At 73.4% G+C, this 19,671-nt stretch carries 13 protein-coding genes; 6 read left to right on the top strand and 7 right to left on the bottom strand.

Features of this window, described 5'->3' with window-relative positions; translation table 11 throughout:
• Window positions 1-6: 6 nt before the first annotated feature.
• The 6 genes from ACQEVC_RS13130 to ACQEVC_RS13105 are packed head-to-tail and all read right to left on the bottom strand — an operon-like array spanning window position 7 to window position 9,348.
• On the bottom strand, window positions 7-927 hold the full coding sequence (locus tag ACQEVC_RS13130) for a sugar phosphate isomerase/epimerase family protein (RefSeq protein WP_432876685.1): 921 nt from the start codon (window positions 925-927) through the stop codon (window positions 7-9).
• The gene (locus ACQEVC_RS13125; protein WP_432876683.1) at window positions 927-1,934 is read right to left on the bottom strand and encodes a Gfo/Idh/MocA family protein; all 1,008 of its coding nucleotides are present in this window, start codon (window positions 1,932-1,934) and stop codon (window positions 927-929) included. Before ACQEVC_RS13125 ends, ACQEVC_RS13130 begins: the two co-directional genes overlap by 1 nt.
• Window positions 1,931-3,379 (bottom strand): hypothetical protein, encoded by a 1,449-nt coding sequence (locus ACQEVC_RS13120; RefSeq protein WP_432876681.1) that lies wholly within the window; start codon window positions 3,377-3,379, stop codon window positions 1,931-1,933. The genes ACQEVC_RS13125 and ACQEVC_RS13120 overlap by 4 nt, the downstream gene beginning before the upstream one ends.
• The gene (locus ACQEVC_RS13115; RefSeq protein ID WP_432876679.1) at window positions 3,376-5,832 is read right to left on the bottom strand and encodes an ROK family protein; all 2,457 of its coding nucleotides are present in this window, start codon (window positions 5,830-5,832) and stop codon (window positions 3,376-3,378) included. The genes ACQEVC_RS13120 and ACQEVC_RS13115 overlap by 4 nt, the downstream gene beginning before the upstream one ends.
• Window positions 5,829-7,985 carry a 3-dehydroquinate synthase family protein gene (locus ACQEVC_RS13110; protein WP_432876677.1) on the bottom strand — a complete coding sequence of 719 codons (2,157 nt, stop codon included), beginning with the start codon at window positions 7,983-7,985 and terminating at the stop codon, window positions 5,829-5,831. Before ACQEVC_RS13110 ends, ACQEVC_RS13115 begins: the two co-directional genes overlap by 4 nt.
• Window positions 7,986-7,989: 4 nt before the next feature.
• A complete protein-coding gene (locus ACQEVC_RS13105) occupies window positions 7,990-9,348 on the bottom strand; it encodes a glycoside hydrolase family 5 protein (RefSeq protein ID WP_432876675.1) in 1,359 nt (452 codons plus the stop codon).
• A 606-nt stretch (window positions 9,349-9,954) separates the two neighbouring features.
• Between ACQEVC_RS13105 and ACQEVC_RS13100 the strand changes: the two genes are divergently transcribed.
• The 3 genes from ACQEVC_RS13100 (at window position 9,955) to ACQEVC_RS13090 (ending at window position 13,958) form a co-directional block, all read left to right on the top strand.
• A complete protein-coding gene (locus ACQEVC_RS13100; RefSeq protein ID WP_432876673.1) occupies window positions 9,955-11,316 on the top strand; it encodes a histidine kinase in 1,362 nt (453 codons plus the stop codon).
• A 42-nt stretch (window positions 11,317-11,358) separates the two neighbouring features.
• Window positions 11,359-11,964: a response regulator transcription factor gene (locus ACQEVC_RS13095; RefSeq protein WP_432876671.1), complete on the top strand. Its 606-nt coding sequence runs from the start codon at window positions 11,359-11,361 to the stop codon at window positions 11,962-11,964.
• A gap of 80 nt (window positions 11,965-12,044) precedes the next feature.
• A complete protein-coding gene (locus ACQEVC_RS13090) occupies window positions 12,045-13,958 on the top strand; it encodes an Hsp70 family protein (protein WP_432876669.1) in 1,914 nt (637 codons plus the stop codon).
• Between the two features lie 149 nt (window positions 13,959-14,107).
• On the opposite strand, the gene ACQEVC_RS13085 is transcribed toward ACQEVC_RS13090, so the two are convergent.
• Entirely contained in the window at window positions 14,108-15,958 is a 1,851-nt protein-coding gene (locus ACQEVC_RS13085) for a glycoside hydrolase family 35 protein (protein WP_432876667.1), read from the bottom strand.
• Window positions 15,959-16,048: 90 nt separating this feature from the next.
• Between ACQEVC_RS13085 and ACQEVC_RS13080 the strand changes: the two genes are divergently transcribed.
• The 3 genes from ACQEVC_RS13080 to ACQEVC_RS13070 all read left to right on the top strand — a co-directional run bounded on the left by ACQEVC_RS13080 (window position 16,049) and on the right by ACQEVC_RS13070 (window position 19,667).
• Complete coding sequence (locus ACQEVC_RS13080; protein WP_432876665.1) at window positions 16,049-17,071, top strand: LacI family DNA-binding transcriptional regulator; 1,023 nt, start codon at window positions 16,049-16,051, stop codon at window positions 17,069-17,071.
• Between the two features lie 180 nt (window positions 17,072-17,251).
• A complete protein-coding gene (locus ACQEVC_RS13075) occupies window positions 17,252-18,574 on the top strand; it encodes a carbohydrate ABC transporter substrate-binding protein (RefSeq protein WP_432876663.1) in 1,323 nt (440 codons plus the stop codon).
• Between the two features lie 109 nt (window positions 18,575-18,683).
• Window positions 18,684-19,667, top strand: coding sequence for a carbohydrate ABC transporter permease (locus ACQEVC_RS13070; RefSeq protein ID WP_432876661.1), 984 nt, complete (start codon window positions 18,684-18,686; stop codon window positions 19,665-19,667).
• The last annotated feature ends 4 nt before the right edge of the window (window positions 19,668-19,671 follow it).

Below are 19,671 nucleotides of genomic sequence, written 5' to 3'. Positions count from 1 at the left end.
GCGCGCTCACCGACCGGACCCCGCCGCCGCGGCCAGTGCCGCCGTCCCGGTCGCCAGTTCCCCGGCCGTCTCGGCCGCCGCGTGCCGGCGCGCGAGGTCGGCGCGGAGCGCCAGGCAGTCGCGTACGTAGTCGCCGGCCCGGGCGATCGGCGGATGCGGATCACCGTCCCCGCAGTACTCGACGCAGATCGCCGGTACGCCGAGCGAGTCCGCCTTGGTGATCCAGGCGTAGTTGTCCAGCACCCCGTCGGCGGTGTCCACGTTGAAGTCGGCCCGCCCGCCGTCCGGGCGCAGGTTCTTCAGGTGGAAGTAGCCGAGCCGGCCGGCGAGTTGGTCGAGCACCGCCGGATCCCGGTCGGCCGGGCTGACCACGTAGGCGTTGCCCGGGTCCGCCGTGGCGACCACGGCGGGATGGTCCACCATCGCCAGCAGCTTCGCGGTGCCGGCCACCGTGTCGTGCACCGAGCCGGGATACACCTCCACCCCCACCCGTACCCCGTGCCGGGCCGCGTACTCGCCGAGCCGGCGGTAGCCCTCGGCGGCCCGTTCGTAGTGCACCTGTTCGGCCAGGGCGCTGCCGTTGACCCGCCAGTCGTCCGGATCCCGTTCCAGCGTCCCGGACCAGCCGTTGACCAGCTCGATCCCCTGCTCGGCCGCGGCGGAGACGGTCCGCTCGACCAGGGCCAGCGAGGCGGCCCGGGCCGCCGGGTCGTCGCCGACGAAGTCACCGGTGTAGCCGACGCAGTGCACACCCACCCCGTAGCGCCGGCCGAGCGCCGCCGCAGCCGCGACCTCGGTCTCGACCCGGGCCGGATCGAAGTGGAAGTGCACCAGCTCGACGCCGTCCCAGCCGTGCCGGGCGGCGACCGCGAAGACGTGCCGCAGGGGGTACCGGCGGAAGGTGTAGCTGTGCAGGACGAGCTTCATCAGTTCTGCCCTCCGGTCAACGCCAACCGCACTCCGCCGTTGGCGACGCTTCGTTCGAGTGCGTGCAGCACCCGCAGGTCCCGCAGCCCGCGGGCGACACCCACCTCGGCCGGTACCGGCTGCCCCGCCGCGCTGGCGGCGAACGCCCGGTACTGGGAGAGGTACGGATCCACCGGCTCGGGGCGCAGCCAGCGCCGCCCGCCGTCGTCACAGACCAGCACCGAGCCGCCGGAGTCCATCGCCCACGAGTTCCGGACCACCAGCAGGCCCCGCTCGCAGACGACGGTGTAGCGCGACACGCCGGTCTGCGGCGGCTCGGTGAAGGACGACTCGACCTGGAGCCGCCGCTCCTCGCCGAACCACACGGTCGCCTCGACGAAGATCTCGGTCTGCTCCCGGTCACCGGCCGGATAGCCGGTGGCCCGGCAGGCGGTCGGGGCCGCGTCGAAGACGTCGGCCGCGGTCAGCAGCGGATAGACGGCCAGGTCGCCGAGGCAGCCGAGGCCGCTCTCGGCCCGCCGGTTGCGCCAGTCCCCCTGCCGGTGCCCCAGGTGGCAGGCGGAGATCGACCGGGGCGCGCCGAGCCGCCCGGAGCGGACCAGCTCGACCACCGCCCGGTTGTAGGCGTTGTACCGGGACATGTAGCCGACCATCGCCGGTGCGCCGGAGGCCGTCGCGGCGCGCAAAATCCACTGTCCACCTGCGACGGTGTCGGCGAGCGGCTTCTCCACCAGGGTCGGGATGCCCCGGGCCAGCGCCCGGCAGGCGTACTCGGCGTGCCGCCGGTTGGGCGTGGCCACGTGCACCCCGTCCAGCGGCGTACGCAGGAAGTCCCGGACGTCCGTCCCGGACCAGATCCCCGGCGCCTCGGCGGCCACCGCCCGCAGCGCCGCCTCGTCGCAGTCCAGTACGGCGACCAGGCGCAGGTCGTCGGCGGCCGCGATCGCCGGCAGCAGCGCCCGGCGGGTCAGGAACCCGGCGCCGACGATGCCGATCCGGAACGTCATCGGACCCGCTCCGGTACGCCGTGCCAGTCCAGCAGCAGGCTGCGCGGGGCGAGCGAACGGTGGGTGGCACCGGCGATCGCGTCCAGGGTGTGCCGTTGGGCCGTGAGCGCACCGTCCAGCGCCGGATCACCGGTGCCGACCGGCCGGGCCGGGTCGAGCAGCACCGCCACCCCGACCGAGCGGGTGTGCCAGACCAGTTGGTAGGAGTGGTGGTTCCAGCCGCTGCCCTCGTGCACCTCGACGGGGCGGCCGAGCCGCTGCGCCAGCCGCTCCGCCCCGACCGCACCGGCCGAGCGGGCGCCGTAGCCGACGACGTGCACGGCGGTGAGGTCGGGCCGCTGCGCCAGCCAGCCGGCGAGTACCCGGGCCAGTTCGTCACCGCTGGCCACGCCGGCCCCGGCGGGCCGGTCGGCGGCGGTCGGCGTCAGCGGCAGCAGCCGCTTGTAGTGCTGCACCGCGTCGTGGGTGGCGAACCGCAGCCCGTGCCGCACCGCGACGCAGGCGACCAGGGCGGCGACGGCGTAACAGGCGGCCATCGCGGCGGCGACCGCGCCGGCCGGTCCACCGGGCCGGGACAGCCCGGAGATGCCCGCCGCGACGTCGACCGTCAGCGCACCGGAGGCCGGCTCGGCCGCCACGTCCGGCCACGGCCGGAACCGCTCGGACTTGCCGCCCCAACCCTGCCGGGCGGCCTGGAGCGTCCAGAGCCGCAGTCCCGGGCCGGCGCCGGAGGGCAGCCGGAACAGCACCCGGGGGCGGCCGGCCGCCGGCAACCGGGCGGACTCCTCGCCGGCCCACTCGCCGATCGTCCGGGCCGCACCGGCGAACGCCCGGTAGGCGTCGTCGAAGTGCGGCCAGCTCAGCATCCGCGCCGCGAGCAGCGCCGGCACCGAGAGCGGGGCGTGGTAGAGGGCCACCTGGTCGGGCCCGCCGCCCACCGAGAGGGTGCCGCCACGCTCGCAGAGCCAGGCCGGGGCCGCCCCGCCGGTCCGGTGCCGGGCCAGCGCGAGGGTGGCGGCCAGCAGCCGGGTTTCCCGGGTACGCCCGGAGGCGCTGACCGCGAACCCGGCGACGGCGCCCCGCCCGCCCCACTCGCCGAGTGTCCGGTGCACCGTCGCCGGGTCGAGGGAGTCCAGCACCCGGATCACGGACTGCCCGGGCACCGCCTCGCAGATCGCCCGCAGCCCGAAGGCCCAGCCCCCGGTGCCGGCGAAGACCGCCCGGCGGCAGCCGCGCAGCAGCGTACCGCCGCCCCGTTCGGCGGTGAGCCGGGAGACCCGGGGCCAGGAGGGCGGGTGTACCCAGCCGAGCCGGGGCACTCCGGCGAGGCTGGCCAGCGCGGCGACCGTACCGGCCGGCCCGTGCCGTTCACCGCTGGCGGCCGCCCGCACGTACGCCCACAGTCCGGCGCCGCTCGGCTCGGCTCCCCAGTGCCGGGCGGTCACGGCGTACCCCGTCGGGTCGGTACCGGGCGAGCCGGGGCCACCACCGTGCCGTCGAGCCGGAAGTCGACCACGACCCGCAGCGCCGAGCCGCCGGCGACCGTACCGTGGTCGAGCAGTTCGGTCGCCACGCCCGGCAGCGCGGACAGCGAGACGAGGTGGCTGACCAGCGGCGCCAGGTCGAGCGCGGGGGCGGCCGGGGAGGTGCCGCCGGTGAGCAGCTCACGGGCGGCGGCGAAGTCGCCGGGGCGACCGCCCCGGGAGCCGACCACGGTGCACCGGCCACCGGCCGGGTTCCGCACCACCCAGCGCCCGCCGCCGGACCGCACCGGCCCCGGGTCCAGCGCCGTGCCGCCACCGACCCGGAGCAGCCGGCCGGGCCGGAAACCGCCGAACAGGTGCAGGCCGGCCCCGTCGGCCAGCGCCGGCCAGCTCAGTTCGGCCGCCGCCGGCCCGCCGTCACCGGCCACCGCCAGCACGGCCAGCTCGGCGCCCCGGCCGCAGGTGGCCGAGCGGACCCCGGCGGCGAGTCCGGGGGCGAGCGGCAGCACCGCGTCCGGGGCCGGCAGGCCACGCTGGACGGCTGCCCGGAGCCGCCGGTCGGTCCGGGCGGCCACGGTCACCGTACGGGCGCCGCGGGCGCGGGCGACGGCGACGTGCAGCAGGCCGAGTACGCCGGCACCGACGACGAGGACGTCCCGGCCGGCCCAGTCCCCGGCGAGTGCCCGGTGCGCGCGCAGCACCGCCGCCAGCGGTTCCAGCAGCACCCACTCCGGGCCGCAGCCCGGCGGCACCCCGACGAGTTGCCCCTGGGCCAGCGCACCGAGGTCGCTGACGAGGAGGTCCCGGAACACTCCGGGCACGTTGTGACCGAGCTTGAGGTAGTCGTCGGTCGGGTGGTTGGGGTTGAGCGTCACCAGGTCACCGGGGCACGGGCCGGAGACCGAAGCGCCCACCTCGACCACCTCGGCCACGCACTCGTGCCCGAGCACCCCCGGCTCCAGGCCCCGTTCACCGCGCAGGATCTGCAGGTCGGTGGCGCAGAGGCCGGCGTACCTGGGCTTGAGCAGCAGTTGCTCGCGACCGCAGCGCGGCCGGGTGCCGGCGGTCAGGACCAGCCGCGACTCGCCGACCGGCTTGACCACCTCGCGGGTCTCGGCCTGTCGCGCGGCGAGGTAGCCGGCCATCCCGGCCAGAGTGGCGGACCCGGCGTCGTCGGGTACGTGCAGCAGCCCGTCCCGCTCGGCGGCCGTCCAGCCGGAGAACCAGCCGGCGTCGACCCAGAGCCTCGCCAGCCACTCGCGCAGCGCGGTGAACCAGGGTGCGCCGACGCCGTGTGCGAAGCCGCCGACCACCACCACGCGGCAGAGCCCGAGCTGGGCGCAGACCTGCAACAGCGCCACCGCGAGGTGCCGGGTCGCCGCGTGCAGCAGGTCGGTGACGAACGCGTCGCCGGTGCGGGCGGCGTCGGCGAGTGCCCGCGCGTCGATCCGGTCCGGATCGCCGCCGACCAGCCGGTGCAGTACCGAACCGGCGAAGTCGGCCGGGTCCCGCCGGGCCCGCCGGACCGCCGCCCGCACCACCGCCGGCCCTGAGCTGTACGCGCAGAGGTCGGCCACCGCGCCGCAGTCGCACCACGGCAGGTCCAGCCCGGCCAGTTGCTCCCGGGCGGCCCGGTCCCCGCCGGCGGCGGCCCGGCCGAGCCGGGTGGCGCCGGCCGGCCCACCGGGTACCGCGTTGAGCCGGCTCGGCTCCACCGGCACGTGCCCGATCTCCCCGCCCAGCCCGGCCGGGTCGACGAGCACCTTCGCGGTGCCGGGAAGCCGGTCGTCGAAGACCTTGACCGCCACGCCGGTGCTGACGGTAAGCAGGGCGAACCGGCCGAGCCGCCGGTAGTGCCAGGCCGCTGCCGCCACGTCGTTGAGTACGGTCACCCGGGCCCACGGCAGCCGTGCCCGCAGCGCCGCCCGTACGTCGTAGCCGGCCGACTGCGCCTGCCAGAGCACGCTGGCGTCCCGGACCACCCCCTCGGCGGTGACCACCGCACCGAAGGCGACTCCGACCTGCCGCCGGCCGGCGGGCTCGGCGGCCCGGTGCAGCCGGTCGGCCTCCTCCGCGATCCGGTCCAGCAGCTCGTCGCGGACGGCGGCCAGCGGAACGCCCGGCCGGCCGCGCCGGTTCGGGGTGGCGAACCGGACCACCTCGCCGACCAGCCGTCCCGCCTCGGCCAGCGCCAGCCGGGTCCAGGTGCCGCCGACGTCGACCACCACGCCCCGCTCCGCCGTCGCGGCAGCATCCGGCCACCCATCCTGCTCCGTCCCCGCCGTGCCACCCGGCCACCGCCGCTGCTCCGTCCCCGCCGTCCCGCCCGGCCACCCGTCCTGCTCCGGCACGTGCGCCTGCCCGTCCTGCTCCGGCACGTGCGGCTGCCCGTCCTGCTCCATGCGTCCGGTCACGAGCCGCTCCACGCCCGGGCCGGTGCCGCAGGCTCGCCGGCTCCGGTGGTCGGGGTCGGCGTACCGGCCCGGGCTCGCAGCGCCGACCAGGCCCGGTGCAGGTCCGCCGCGCCGATCTCGTCGATCGAGTCGACGAACCCGCCGACCCCGATCCCGACCGGTACGGCCAGGTGCAGCTCGCCACCCTTGTGCGGCAGTACGTGGGTGCGCAGCGCCCGCCACAGCTCGGCGGCGTCGCAGCAGTCGTCGTACGTCGGCAGCCCGATCCGGCGCAGCAGCGTCTCGGCGCGGTCGGCGACGCGGTACGACAGCCGCCCGGCGGCCACGCCCAGCCGGCAGGAGAGCGCCATCCCGACCGCCACCGCCTCGCCGTGCCGGAGCCGGTAGCCGGACCGCTCCTCCAGCACGTGCCCGAACTCGTGGCCGAAGTCGGCCAGCCGGCGCAGCCGCCGCTCCCAGGGGTTCTCCTCCAGCTCGACCAGCATCGCGGCGACCGCGCGCCGGAGCACCTCGTCGAGTACCGGGGCGGCGCCTGGGTCGCGCAGCACGGCGTGGTGCTCCTCCACCAGGGTGAAGAGGCGGGCGTCCCGGACCAGTGCGATCTTGACGATCTCGGCCAGCCCGCACCGGAACTCGGCCTCCGGCAGGGTCGCCAGGAACCCGGCGTCGCAGAGGCAGGCCAGCGGCGGATGGTACGCCCCGAGCAGGTTCTTCCGGCCGTCCAGGTCGACGCCGACCTTCAGCCCGACCCCCGCGTCGACCAGCCCGACCAGGGTGGTCGGGACGCGCAGGTACGGCGTACCGCCGGGATGGCAGGCCGCGACGTAGCCGACCAGGTCGAGCACTGTCCCGCCGCCGATCGCCAGGATCCGGTCGGCGGGCCCCAGGCCGAGCCGGCGGACCCGCCGCAGCAGCCGGCCGGCGGCGTCGTAGGTCTTGCCCCGGTGCGAGCTACGCACCGGCAGCACCGTGCAGCCGGCGAGCCGACCCTGCCGGTACCGCCGGGCGAGCGTGTCCCGGACGGCGGCGGTGACGGTCGGCGAGTAGTCGTCCACCACCGCCAGCACCCGGGCACCGGCCGGCAGGTAGCCGGAGAGCACCGGGTTGTCCGGGGCGAGGACCCCGGCGGTGAAGGCGACCCGGTAGCCCAGCTCCCGGATCCGGTGCGCCCGGATCGGTGCCGGCACCGGCGACCACCCCGTTCCCGGCTCCGACACCGACACCGCCCGCGCGCCCAACACCGACACCCCCGACGCCCGCGCGCCCGACACCGGTGCACCCGACACCGAAGGCGGCCCCGGCACGGCGGATGCCGAGGGCACCATCCCGGCTGCGGATGCCGAGGGCACCGGCGGTGCGCCGGATGCCGGTGGGGGTGGTGGCCAGATCCGCCCGTCGGCGAGGCCGTGCCGGTGCAGCAGCCGGGCCACCGCAGCCAGCGCCACCTGCCGGATCAGGGCCGGCTCCGCGACCCGGTCGAGCTGGTCGGCGAGTACGTCGTCGTAGCCGGCGAGGTGGCGGATCGCCGACTCCTCGTCCGGGCGTACCGGGGTGGGATCGGCGAGCAGGGTGTCCACGTCGACCAGCAGTACGGGATCCCGGGTCTCGGCGGCGAGCGCCGGTTCGCCGGCCACCACCCGGGCGCTCCAGTGCAGCGAGGCGAGCAGCGACGGCAACTCGTCGTGCATCCGGACCACGTGGGCGTACCGGCGGTACATCGCGGCGGCCAGTGCGGTGGTGGCGGTTGCCGGCGGCCCGGCGAGGGAGACGAAGGCGTCCCGCCGGCCGAGCCCGGTCGCGACCGCGGCCCGCACCACCGCGGGTACCGGATCGGGGTTGCCCGGCGCGGCGAGGTCGCCGGCGTCGACCGTCCGGTGCTGGTCGAGCGCACCGCGTTCCCGCCAGTAGCCGAGGTAGGCGTCGAGCCGGCGGCCCTGCTCCGGCCGGTCGCAGACGGCGAGGATCCGGCGCGCGCCGCCGAGTGCCCGCAGCAGCGTGACGTCGCCGGGGCGCCACAGGTTCCGCCGCATCCGCAGCTCGAAGGTGTCGATCAGCTCGGCCCGGAACGTGTCCTTGCGCCCGGGCGGGGACGCCGCCGGCCTGGGCAGGTCGCGGGGCCGGGCCAGGGCCGGAGCCCCGGTGGTCGACGACATCGCCTCACACCGGCGTCTGCCGGGCGCAGGCCCGGCGCAGCAGTTCGACCAACGGCTGGCGCGGCCGGCACCGGTCGAACCGGAACGAGGCCATCATCTCGTCGATCGCCGACTCGCCCATGCCCCGGAACAGCTCGCCGAACTCCGGCAGCAGTGCCTCGGCGAAGAGGATCTGCGGCACCAGCCGGCCGATCAGGAACTCGCTGCCGAACGGAAACGGCAGGTAGTCCGGGAACTCCCGGGCGAAGAGTTCCGTGAGCGGGCGCATCACCTGCTGGATCTGGTCGTGCCGGCCGCCCCACAGGTCGACGCCGAGCCGGGCCTTCTTCTCCAGTACCGGCCGGATCCGGCGCATCCACGGACTCTCCGGATCCACTGTCAGCGGCGCCGCCACCCCGATGTCCTTGTACGGCCAGAACGCCCAGTTGGCCCGGTGCCGGGTGTAGATCTCGAACTGGTCGGCGAGCAGGTCGAGCCGCATCCGGTCCCGTTCCGGCTCACCGGTGAAGACCGCGTTGAACTCGCCGACGTAGACCGGGGTGCCGGTGCGCAGCATGTACTCGCTGCGTTTGAGGTACGTCCGCTCCAGCACGCCCGCGTCGAAGTACTGGTCGCGGGACTGGTCCGGCAGCAGGATGCCGTGCTCGTACCCGATGCCGTCCGGGGACTCCCAGACGTGCGTCAGGTGCGCCACCCCGGGGTAGCGACCGTCCGGGACGTAGCCGGGCGGCGCGTAGTCGTGGTGCGAGTAGATGACGTTGGGCAGCGGTTCGCCGTACACGTCGAAGTCGTTGGAGTAGCGGTTGCCCTCCAGGATCACGATGTGCTCCGGGTCGACCTCGCGGATCGCCTCGACCAGCCGGCGGGAGTACGGACCGATCACCTCCCCGCTCGGGTCCGCCGGCTCGTTGACCGGGTTGTACGCGGCCACCCACGGCTCGTCCCGGTAACGGCCGGCGATCTCCCGCCAGAGGTGTACGACCCGGTCCTGGAAGTGCGGGTGCTGCCAGAACTGGGCCACGTGGGTGGGGTTGTCGCTGTGCCAGTCCTGGTTCTGCCAGCCGGGCAGCGCGTGCAGGTCGATGATGGTGCGTACGCCGCACGCGGCGAGCAGTTCGATGGCCCGGTCCAGGTGTCCGAAGCCGGACTCCACGATCTCGAACGGTCGCCGGTCGTCCTCCAGGTGCCGGTAGTTGACCGGGATCCGGACCACGTTGCAGCCGAGTTCGGCGATGAACCGGGCGTCGTCGGCGGTGAAGAAGTGCTCCAGGAACCGGTCGAAGAAGAACGCCGCCCGCTCCGGGCCGAGCACGTCCCGCACGGCGGCCCGCATGCCCTGCTCGTACGCCGGGAAACCGGTCATCCAGTTCTCGAAGTTGAGCCAACCGGCGAGGCCAATCCCCCGCCAGATAACCGGCTGTCCGTCGCCGTCAACTATTTGATCGCCATTGGTCCGGAGAAATCCTCCGGGGCATGCCAAAGCAAACCGGGACACGGACATGCCACCCCCTGCCTTTCCCGTCGTCGGGTGCATTGCCCGTTCGGATCGATATTGACTCAATACGATGGAACCACAATCGTCAAGAGGCCGAGCATGATCAAATGGACGCGCTCCCACGGCGTACCTGTCGAGCCCGGAGCGTTGCAACGTGAGCCAGAGGAGTCAGCGGGGCCAACCGCTCCAGGGTGTTGCCGGGCGCGATCCGGGACGATATTTTGCGCGGGGATGTTAGCGATCCCACCTACCGGTCCCCGCCGCACACCCCTCGGGGGGAAAATGGTTTGGCCGCAAGCGTTGAGGTCAGTCCTATCCGCCGTACGGCGCCTGATGAGGCGCCGTCGTCGGCGCAACCGTCGTGACCCGTTTCTCTACAAGTGAGGTACGACGCGAATCGGGAATCAGCCGCCCCGGCACGGACGGAGGCGGGCAGCCGGCATCGAGCGGGCCCGGGGGCATAACATCGGCCGGATGGCGAGCCCTTCCGACCCGCCGGGGCGTGATCCACGGCTGCGCCGGCCCCGGATCGCCACCCTGGTCGCGCTGGTCAGCACGCTGCTGACCGCGCTGATGATGCCGGGGATCGGACTGGCCCGCGAGCCGGATCCGGTGTGGACGGTACTCGGCTCGGTCGGCATCGTCGCCGTCGCCACCGCCCAGATCGTGGCGCTGTACGTCCTGCTCACACCCTGGCTGACCACGTCGGCCCGGCGCCGGGCACTGGCCGGGTACGCCGGAACGGCCCTCGCCTCCGTACCGCTGGTCGGCCCGGTCGCGGCCGGGCACTGGCCGACCTGGGCCTGGCTGGGCGCCTCGATCGTCGGCACCGCGCCGCTGCTGCTCGGCCGCCGGACCGCGACCCTGGTGGTGGCGACGACCGTCGCCGTGTCGGTCGTGGTGGCCCGGTCGACCGGCGGCGAGGTGGCGGACCACCTGCTGATCACCGGCGGCATCGGGCTCTCCGTCGCGGGGATCGGCTGGTTCCAGGTGTGGTTCTGGGACCTGCTGGTACAGGCGCAGCAGGGCCGGAGCGCCCAGGCCCGGCTGGCCGCCACCCAGGAACGGCTCCGGTTCGCCCGGGACGTGCACGACCTGCTCGGCCACCACCTCTCGGTGATCGCGCTGAAGGCCGAACTCACGGCCCGGCTCGCCTCGGTCGACCCGGAACGGGCCGGGCGGGAGGCGGCCGAGGTGCAGCGGCTGGCCGTCTCGGCCCTGGCCGAGGTACGCGAGGCGGTGCACGGCTACCGCGTGGTCGACCTGCGCGAACAACTGGCGGCAACCGCCGAGGTACTCCGCTCCTCCGGCGTACGCTGCACGGTCGAACAGCCGACCGGTGCGGTACCGGCGGAGGTCGCCGCCCAACTGGCTCCGGTGTTGCGCGAGGCGAGCACCAACCTGCTGCGGCACAGCCGGGCCACCTGGTGCAGGATCGAGGTCGGGCGGGACGTCGACCGGTTCCGGCTGACCGTCGCCAACGACGGGGCGGGGCCGGCCGCGCCGGACCGGCACAGTTCGGGACTGCGCGGCCTCGCCGACCGGCTGGCCGACGCCGGCGGGACGCTCCGGACCGAGCACCGCGACGGCGTCTTCACCGTCGAGGCCGTCGTGCCGGCCCCGGACACACCCGACGCGGCGGAGCGGGACGCGCCAGGCGGGACGGAGCCGCATGCGCCGGGCGGGACGGAGCCGGACGGGCCGGCCCCGGATGCGCTGGACGGGGCGGCCCCCGGCGGGGTGCAGCCGCAGGTTCCGAGATCACGGACGGGGGATGACGGCGGTGGACGTGGCAGTGGCGGTGGACGTGGCGGCGGTGGTGGGCGTGACTGGTGACCGGCGCGCGGCGGCGCCGGTACGGACGGGGCGGGGGCGGGCATGATCCGGGTACTGCTCGCCGACGACGAGGAGCTGATCCGGGTGGCGGTCGCCGCCCTGCTCGACCTGGAACCCGACGTAGAGGTGGTGGCGCAGGCCGGCGATGGCCGGTCGGCGGTGCAGGCCGCGCTGGCACACCGGCCGGATGTCGCGGTGGTCGACCTGGAGATGCCGGCACTGGACGGGCTGGGCGTCGCCGCCGAACTGGCCAGGGCGCTGCCGTCCTGCGCGGTGGTCATCCTGACCGGTCGTGGCCGGCCCGCGCACCTGCGCCGGGCACTCACCACCGGCGCCCGGGGCTTCCTGGCCAAGGGCGCCCCGGGCAGCGCGTTGGCCGACGTCGTCCGGCGGGTGCACGGCGGGGCACGGTACGTCGATCCGACGCTGGCGGCCGAGGCGCTGATCGCGCCCGAGTGCCCGCTGACCCCGCGCGAGTTGGAGGTACTCCGGCTGGCCGGTACCGACGCGACCGTCTCGGCCATCGCCCGGCGTACCTCCCTGTCGCAGGGCACGGTACGCAACCACCTGGCTGCCGCCGTCGGCAAGCTCGGGGTCGCCAGCCGGGCGGAGGCGTACCGGATCGCCGCAGACAACGGCTGGCTCTGACCGGCCACCACCGGTGGAACCGTCGTCGGGAGGAAACCGACCCGGGCGGGAATTTAGCCGGTCGACTCACGTTATCCCGGGTGGCGCGTTCCGGCCGGATCCCCGGTCGGGTCCGCGCTGTCGGCTCCGGCGAGGAAGCGACCGAGCGGGCGACCATGGCGGGGTACGGCTCCCGTACCGTGTTGGCTGTGCGTGGCGCGGGCGCGAGACTCGGCATCGACTTCGGCACCTACAACACGGTCGCGGTGCTGGCCCTGCCGGGCCGGGAACCCCGGCCGCTGCTCTTCGACGGGTCGCCGCTGCTGCGCTCGGCGGTCTGCGCCGACACCGGGGAGCGGCTGCTGGTCGGCCAGGACGCGCTGCACACCGCGCTCTCGCTGCCACAGTCCTACGAGCCCTATCCGAAACGCTGCGTCGACGAGGGCACGGTGCTGCTCGGCGGCCGGGAGATGTCGGTCGAGGAGCTGTTCGCCGCGCCGCTGCGCCGGGTGGCCAGCGAGGTACGCCTGATCACCACCGAGCCGGTCACCGAGGCGGTGCTGACCTATCCGGCCGCCTGGGGTACGCACCGTCGCGGCACCCTGCTGGCCGCGGCCAACAAGGTGTTGCCGACCGTCCGCCTGGTCGCCGAGCCGGTCGCCGCCGCCAACTTCTTCGTCGAGGTGGCCGGCCGGGACCTGCCGGTCGGGCGGTGCGCGGTGGTCTACGACTTCGGCGCCGGAACCTTCGACGTGACCGTGGTACGCCGCAACCCCGACGGGTTCGAGGTGCTGGCGACCGAGGGGCTCGCCGACTGCGGCGGGCTCGACATCGACGCCGCCATCGTGGCGCGGATCGGTACCGCGATCGGCAGCCGGGACGAGCGCCTGTGGGCCCGGCTGACCAGCCCGGACACCACCTCCGACCGGCGGGCCAGCCAGCAGCTCTGGGCGAACGCGCGGTCCGGCAAGGAGATGCTGACCCGGAGCACCACGACGCTGGTCCACGTACCACTCTTCGACGTGGACCTGCCGCTCGGCCGGGAGGAGCTGGAGGAGCTGGCCGCCCCGGTCGTCGCCCGTACCGTCACGACCACCCGCGCCCTGCTCGGCCGGCTGGACGACGGGGAGTCTGCGGTGGCGGCGGTCTTCCTCTCCGGCGGGTCCAGCCGGATGCCGGCGGTCGCCACCGCGCTGCACCGGGCGCTGGACATCGCCCCGAGCGTGGTGGAGCAGCCGGAACTGGTGGTCGCCGAGGGGAGCCTGCGGATCCCGGTCGGCTCGGGCGAGCCCGCCACCGCCGGCACGTCGGCGGCGCCGCCGACCGCCGAGCCCGCGACCGCCGGAACGGGCGCCGGTGCGCCGGGCGGGAGGTTCGACCGGTGGGCGGCGCTGTCCCGGTCCCGGCGGGTACAGGTGGCGGGTGCGGCCGTGGCGGTCGCCGCCGTACTGGCCACGGCCACCGTCGCCGCCGCCGTCGCCGGAGGCGGCGACCCGAACCGGGGTACGGGGTCGGCCGGCGCCGCCCCGGCCAGCGCCCCGGCGACGCCCAGCGCCAGCGGGTCGCCGCGCCCCTCCGTCACGCCGACGGTGACCGCCGCCGGGGTGGACGCCTGCATGGTCGGCACCTGGCGCAGTCTCGGCGGCCAGTCGGACAAGAAGATCGACAATCAGAGCATCCAGTTCAGCGGCGGGGCCGGGACCGTACAGACCTACACGGCGGACGGCAAGGTGACGCTGAACTTCAACAAGACCACGGACAAGACCGCGACCTACCGTGGAGTCAAATGGCGGGAGCGGACCCGGGGCACCGCCTCGGCCAACGTCTACCACCGCAACGGCGTCGAGTACGTCAGCGGCGTACGGGCCAAGGGGACCATCGTGCTCTACCGTGGCAGCAGTCGTAACGCCAGCGTGCCGCTGTCGCTGCTGCTGGAGCCGACCGAATACATCTGCACCGGTGACACGATGCGGTTCTTCGGCAACGGCCCCAGCGAGTGGGTCCGGGTCCGCTGACCGCGCCGCCTCGGCGGGCGGGCCGGCGTCGCGCGGATCAGCAGAGGGTCGGCGGCTCGGCCGGGATCGGCTCCGGCAGCGCGTCGAGTTCGGGTGCCCGGCCCGCCTCGTCATGGAGCGCCCCGAGTAGCGGCCGGCGGGGCGGTGGGTCAGCCGAACTCCTCGACGTACTCCTCCAGCGGTCCCAGCTCGGGGCGGTCCCGCAGCTCCAGGATTCCGCCGAGCCGGTCGAGTTCGAGGACCGTCACGGTGTTCTCTCCCACCTGCAACAGCGGTGCCGGACAGTAGAGCGTCACCTGCGGCCCGATCTCCCAGTAGCGGCCGAGCAGGAAGCCGTTGACCCAGACCAGGCCACGGCCTGATCCGGGCAGGGCGAGGAAGGTGTCCGCAGGTGTGTCGACGTGTACCACCGCCACGGCGAAGCCGGCGCGCGTGGTCGCCGGGCCGGCGGCGACGGCGCGGGCCAACTCCGCGGCGGACCACTCCTGCAGCGCGATCGGCGTGCTGTCCCAACCCTGCACGATCCGCCGGTCGACGAGGACGGGACCGAGCAGGCCCTTGTGCCGGCCGATGCCCGGACCGTAGTTCACCCGGCCGAGGTTCTCGACCAGGACCTCCAGGCGTACGACGTCGCCGGTACCCCGTACCGGCAGTGCCGGGGCGGCGGGTTCGGCGACTCCGAGAACCGTGCCGTCGCCGAAGACCAGGGCCCGGTCGCGTACGTCGGTGAGTACGAGCCGGTGTTCGCCCGCCGGGATACGGGGATACGCCGTGTGCAGGACCATCCCCGCGTCGAGCCCGAGTTGCTCGAACGAGGCCGGACGAGGGCCGGACGAGGTGGCTGCCGGTACGGCGCGGAGGCCGGCGAGCAGGTCGGCGCGGTGGACGAGCGGTACGCGTGCCGGCGGCAGGGTCGGCATCCGTACGGGCATCCGTACGGGTCCTCGCGCGCCGAGTGCCGCACGCACGGCGAAGAACTTGGCGGTGAGCGTGCCGTCCTCGGCGACCGGCGCGTCCGAGTCGTAGCTGGTCACGGTGGGCTGCAACCGGCCCTGGTCCTCGTTGGCACCGGCCCAGAGCCCGAAGTTGGTCCCGCCGTGGGCCATGTAGATGCTCACGCTGCCGCCGTCGGCGATGATCCCGTCAAGTGTGGACACGACGCTCTCGACCCCGCGGACGTGGTGTCGCTCGCCCCAGTGGTCGAACCAGCCGTTCCAGAACTCGGCGACGACGAACGGTTCGTCCGGTCGCCGTACCGCGAGGAGTTGCCGGGCGGCGGCGGGCTTCGAGCCCAGGGTGACGGCCGTCAGGGTTCCGGGCAGGGTGCCGCCGTCCAGCATGAGTTCGGTGGGACCGTCGGCGGTGAACAACAGCTCCCGGATGCCCCGGGTGGTCAGCGCATCGCGATTCCAGCGCAGGTAGGCGTGGTCGTCGCCGTAGCTGCCGAACTCGTTCTCCACCTGCACCGCCACGACGGGTCCGCCCTCGGCGGTCTGCAGGGCGGCGATGCGCGGGACCAATTCGTCGAACCAGCGGCCGACGGCGGAGGTGAATACCGGATCGGAGCTGCGGATTGCGATGTCGCGGCCGGTGAGCCAGCTCGGCAGGCCGCCGTTCGACCACTCCGCGCAGATGTAGGGGCCGGGCCGGACGACGACGTCGAGGCCCTCCTCGCCCACCGTGCGGATGAACCGTTCGATGTCCCGCCAGCCGTCGAAGCGTGCCGCCTCGTCGGCCCGGGGTTGATGGAAGTTCCACGCGACGTAGGTGTCGACCGTGTTGAGCCCGAGGTCGGCGAGCCGACGGACCCGGTCCCGCCAGAGTTCGGGGTGGACGCGGAAATAGTGCAGCGCCCCGGACAGGATGCGGTGGGGGACGCCGTGCCGGTACAGACGGCGTCCCCGCCAGTTGAGCGCGGCGGTAGTGGCGTCGGTCGCCGCCGCGTCGGTCGTGGTCGTCGTCGGGGCCGGAGGGATATCCGGCGCGGGCAGCTGGATCACGGCGCGAGCCTATGTTATCGATGCCATATGTAACAAAGACGGATATGATCCGGGGGACGTTTCGCGGTCCGGCCGCGGGAGAGGAGCACCATGACCGAGGGCACCACGCGGCCAACGAGGCAGCCGAGCATGGCCGACGTGGCCCGGACCGCCGGGGTGTCGGCACAGACGGTTTCCCGCGCGCTCCGCGACTCACCGAACGTCAGCCCCGAGACCAGGCGGCGGGTGCTCGCCGCCGTCGAACAGCTCGGCTACCGGTTCAACAACGCCGCCCGGGAACTCTCCTCCGGGCGCAGCCACACCATCGGGCTCGTGCTGTTGCAGTCCGGTGGCTACTACTCGCGTTCGGCGGTGACCGCCGGCGTCGAGGCGGCCGCGGGTGAGACCGGGTACGCGGTGAGTATCGCGACCATCGCCAGGCTCGACACCGGCCTGATGGAGCGATCGCTGTCCAAGCTCGCCGACCAGGGCGTGGACGGCATCGTCATCGCGGTGCCGCTCATCTCCGTGACGCAGAAGATGGAGGACATCACCCGGGACATCCCCACTGTGACGCTCGACGGCTCCCGCACGGCGAGCGCGCGGGTGCTCGGGATCGACCAGCGGGAGGCGGGTCGCATCGCCACCCAGCACCTGCTCGACCTCGGACATCGCCAGGTCTGGCACGTTTCCGGCCCGGACGAGTGGATCGAGGCACGTCGACGGCGACAGGGCTGGCAGGAGTGCCTGGCGGCAGCCGGGATCGAGGCGCCGCCTCCGCTGGAGGGGGACTGGTCGCCCGACTCCGGGTACCAGCAGGGGCAGATCCTCGCGATGATCCCGGACGTGACCGCCGTCTTCGCCGCCAGCGACGAGATGGCCTTCGGGGTGATCCGCGCACTGCGCGAGCGCGGCCGGTCGGTGCCCGGCGACGTCTCCATCGTGAGCGTCGACGACATCGCCCTGGCGGCCTACTGTTCCCCGCCACTGACCACCGTGCGACAGGACTTCTACCGTTCGGGGGTGGCGGCCGTCGCCCTGCTGCTGAAGGGTGACGAGGCCGGCGACGACCATTCCGTCACCCCTCCATCACTGTCAGTACGCGACTCGACCGCGCCGCCGCGCTCCTCCTGAGCTGCCTCTTGCGCTGGCATGTTATCGGTGCCACCGTAACAAGGTCCGGATCGGCCGAATGCTTCAGAGCGCCACCCAGCGGCGTGGCGAGCGCGGCCCGACCCCCGATCCGGAAGGCCGGAACTCGTTCCTCCGCTCGCACCCAGGTGGGCAGACGTCCACGGGAAGGACCCGATAAACATGAGGAGATCAATCGTCCTGGCGGGCGCCGCGGTCACGGTGCTCGGACTGCTCGCCGGCTGCTCGGCCGACGGCGACGGCCCGGACTCCGGCAAGACGACACTCAGCGTCGCCGCCCTCGAAGGCGGCTACGGCCGAGACATGTACACCGAGGTCATCGAGGCGTACAAGGCCTCGCACCCAGACGTCGACGTGCAACTACAGATCTCGAAGAGCATCGAGGACGAGATCACCCCGAACATGAAGGCGGGGCGGTTCCCCGACGTCGTGGTGCTCGGCCAGGGCCGTAAGGCCGCCCTCACCGAGACCCTCATCAAGGACAAGGCCATCGAGGACCTCACGCCGGTCCTGAAGACGAAGGTCCCCGGCGAGGACAGGACCGTCGGGGACAAGCTCACCGACGGCATCGTCGGCAATCTCAACACCAACCCCTACGGTACGGACCAGACGTACCTACTGCCGATGTACTACGCGCCGACCGGGCTCTTCTACAACAAGGGGCTGTTCACCCAGCGGGGCTGGCAGGTCCCGACGACCTGGGACGCGATGTTCGCGCTCGGCGACACGGCCAAGGCGCAGGGGATCTCGCTGTTCACCTACCCGACCGCCGGGTACCTCGACTCGTTCTTCTTCGCACTGCTCGCCGACGTCGGCGGGGAGCAGTTCTACACCGACGTCATGACGTACAAGCAGGGTGTCTGGCAGACGCCGCAGGCCCGGCAGGTTCTCGACATCACCACCCGGCTGCTGAGCTATGCCGCGCCGACCACCGTCGGGTACGCCAACGAGCAGGACTTCACCAAGAACCAGCAGTCGATCCTCGACAACAAGGCCCTGTTCATGCCGAACGGCACCTGGATCGTCGGTGAGATGAAGGACGCCCCGCGCGCCGACGGCTTCCAGTGGGGTCTGACGCCGCTGCCGGCGGTCACCCCGGGCGGCAAGCGTTACATCACGACGTCGGTCGAGTCGGTCTGGGTCCCCAGCGCTGCCAAGCACAAGGACGCGGCGAAGGACTTCATCGCCTACCTCTACTCGGACGAGGCGGCGAAGATCTTCGCCAAGTCGAACGCGATCCAGCCGATCGAGGGCATCGCGAGCAGCCTGTCCGGGGAGAACACCGAGTTCTACAAGGTCTACGAGGACCCGGCGGTCGCCGCACTCGTCGGCGGGTTCGCGAGCACCGCGCCGGTCCCGGGTGTCGACATCAAGGGCACGCTCTTCGACACGGCCAACAGCATCATCAGCGGAGACAAGACCGAGGACCAGTGGCAGGCCGCGCTGAACGAGGCCAGCGAGAAGCTGCGCCAGGCGGGCGGCTGACGTGCCCGGCGGCGGAGTTCCGACCGAGCCGCCGCCGGCGCCGCTCCGGCTCGGCAGAGGCGCCGCTGTTCATCCCCCGACCTCCCCGAGCGATCCAAGGACCGGCACGGTGACGACCATCCCCACCCCACCTCCAGGCCCGGCGGACCGCACATCCGTACCGGCGCCGTCCGTCGGACGCGCCCGAGGCGGCGCCCGGAGCCCGGCCCGCCGACGCGGCGACGTCGGCTTCGTACTCGCCTGCCTGCTGCCGGCGCTGGTGCTCTTCGCGGTGTTCATGGTCGTGCCGACCGTGAACGTGTTCCGGATGTCCCTCTACACCTGGAGCGGGTTCTCCCCGGACATGCGCTTCGTGGGGCTCGACAACTTCGGCCGGCTCCTCGACGACGAGCAGTTCGTGCGCGCGTTCCAGAACACGGTCGCGCTGCTGGTCGTCGTGACCATCGTGACGATGGGCATGGGCCTGTTCCTCGCCGCGATCATGACCCGGCAGCGGCTGCGCGGGCGGAACCTCTACCGGTTCGTCCTCTACATCCCGAACGTGCTCTCCGTGGTCGTGATCGCGGCGATCTTCTCCGCCGTCTACGACCAGGAGAACGGTCTACTCAACGGCACGCTCCGGCTGCTGGCGCTCGACGGCCTGCAGCAGGTCTGGCTCGGCAACCAGGGGATCGTGCTCTGGTCCGTCGCGATCGCGATGGTCTGGCAGTCGCTCGGCTACTACATGGTCCTCTACATGTCGAGCATGGCGGGCATCCCGGAGGAGCTCTACGAGGCGTCCGGGCTCGACGGCGCCTCCGCCGGCCGGCAGTTCTTCGCCGTCACGCTGCCGCTCATCTGGCAGAACCTCCGCACGACGCTGACGTTCTTCGTCATGAGCGCCGTCAACCTCAGCTTCGTCCTCGTGCACGCGATGACCGGCGGCGGGCCCGACGGCTCCTCCGAGGTCCTGCTGAGTTACATGTACCAGCAGGCGTACACGAACTCGTCGTACGGGTACGGCATGGCCATCGGGGTCGTCATCTTCGCCTTCTCGTTCCTCGTGTCGCTCCTGGTGAGCCGCGCGACCCGACGCGAGCCCCTCCAGTTCTGAGGAC

The organism is Plantactinospora sp. CA-294935 (assembly GCF_050936445.1).
Lineage (GTDB): Bacteria > Actinomycetota > Actinomycetes > Mycobacteriales > Micromonosporaceae > Plantactinospora.
Note: the sequence above shows the minus strand (reverse complement) of the source record. Positions and strands in the feature narration are given on the sequence as shown.

Excerpts from the sequence above, each read along its gene's own strand:
- ACQEVC_RS13105 (WP_432876675.1), bottom strand. The coding sequence starts at position 9,348 with ATGACCGGTTTCCCGGCGTACGAGCAGGGCATGCGGGCCGCCGTGCGG.
- ACQEVC_RS13130 (WP_432876685.1), bottom strand. The coding sequence starts at position 927 with ATGAAGCTCGTCCTGCACAGCTACACCTTCCGCCGGTACCCCCTGCGG.
- ACQEVC_RS13100 (WP_432876673.1), top strand. The coding sequence starts at position 9,955 with ATGGCGAGCCCTTCCGACCCGCCGGGGCGTGATCCACGGCTGCGCCGG.
- ACQEVC_RS13080 (WP_432876665.1), top strand. The coding sequence starts at position 16,049 with ATGACCGAGGGCACCACGCGGCCAACGAGGCAGCCGAGCATGGCCGAC.
- ACQEVC_RS13075 (WP_432876663.1), top strand. The coding sequence starts at position 17,252 with ATGAGGAGATCAATCGTCCTGGCGGGCGCCGCGGTCACGGTGCTCGGA.
- ACQEVC_RS13095 (WP_432876671.1), top strand. The coding sequence starts at position 11,359 with ATGATCCGGGTACTGCTCGCCGACGACGAGGAGCTGATCCGGGTGGCG.
- ACQEVC_RS13110 (WP_432876677.1), bottom strand. The coding sequence starts at position 7,985 with ATGTCGTCGACCACCGGGGCTCCGGCCCTGGCCCGGCCCCGCGACCTG.
- ACQEVC_RS13125 (WP_432876683.1), bottom strand. The coding sequence starts at position 1,934 with ATGACGTTCCGGATCGGCATCGTCGGCGCCGGGTTCCTGACCCGCCGG.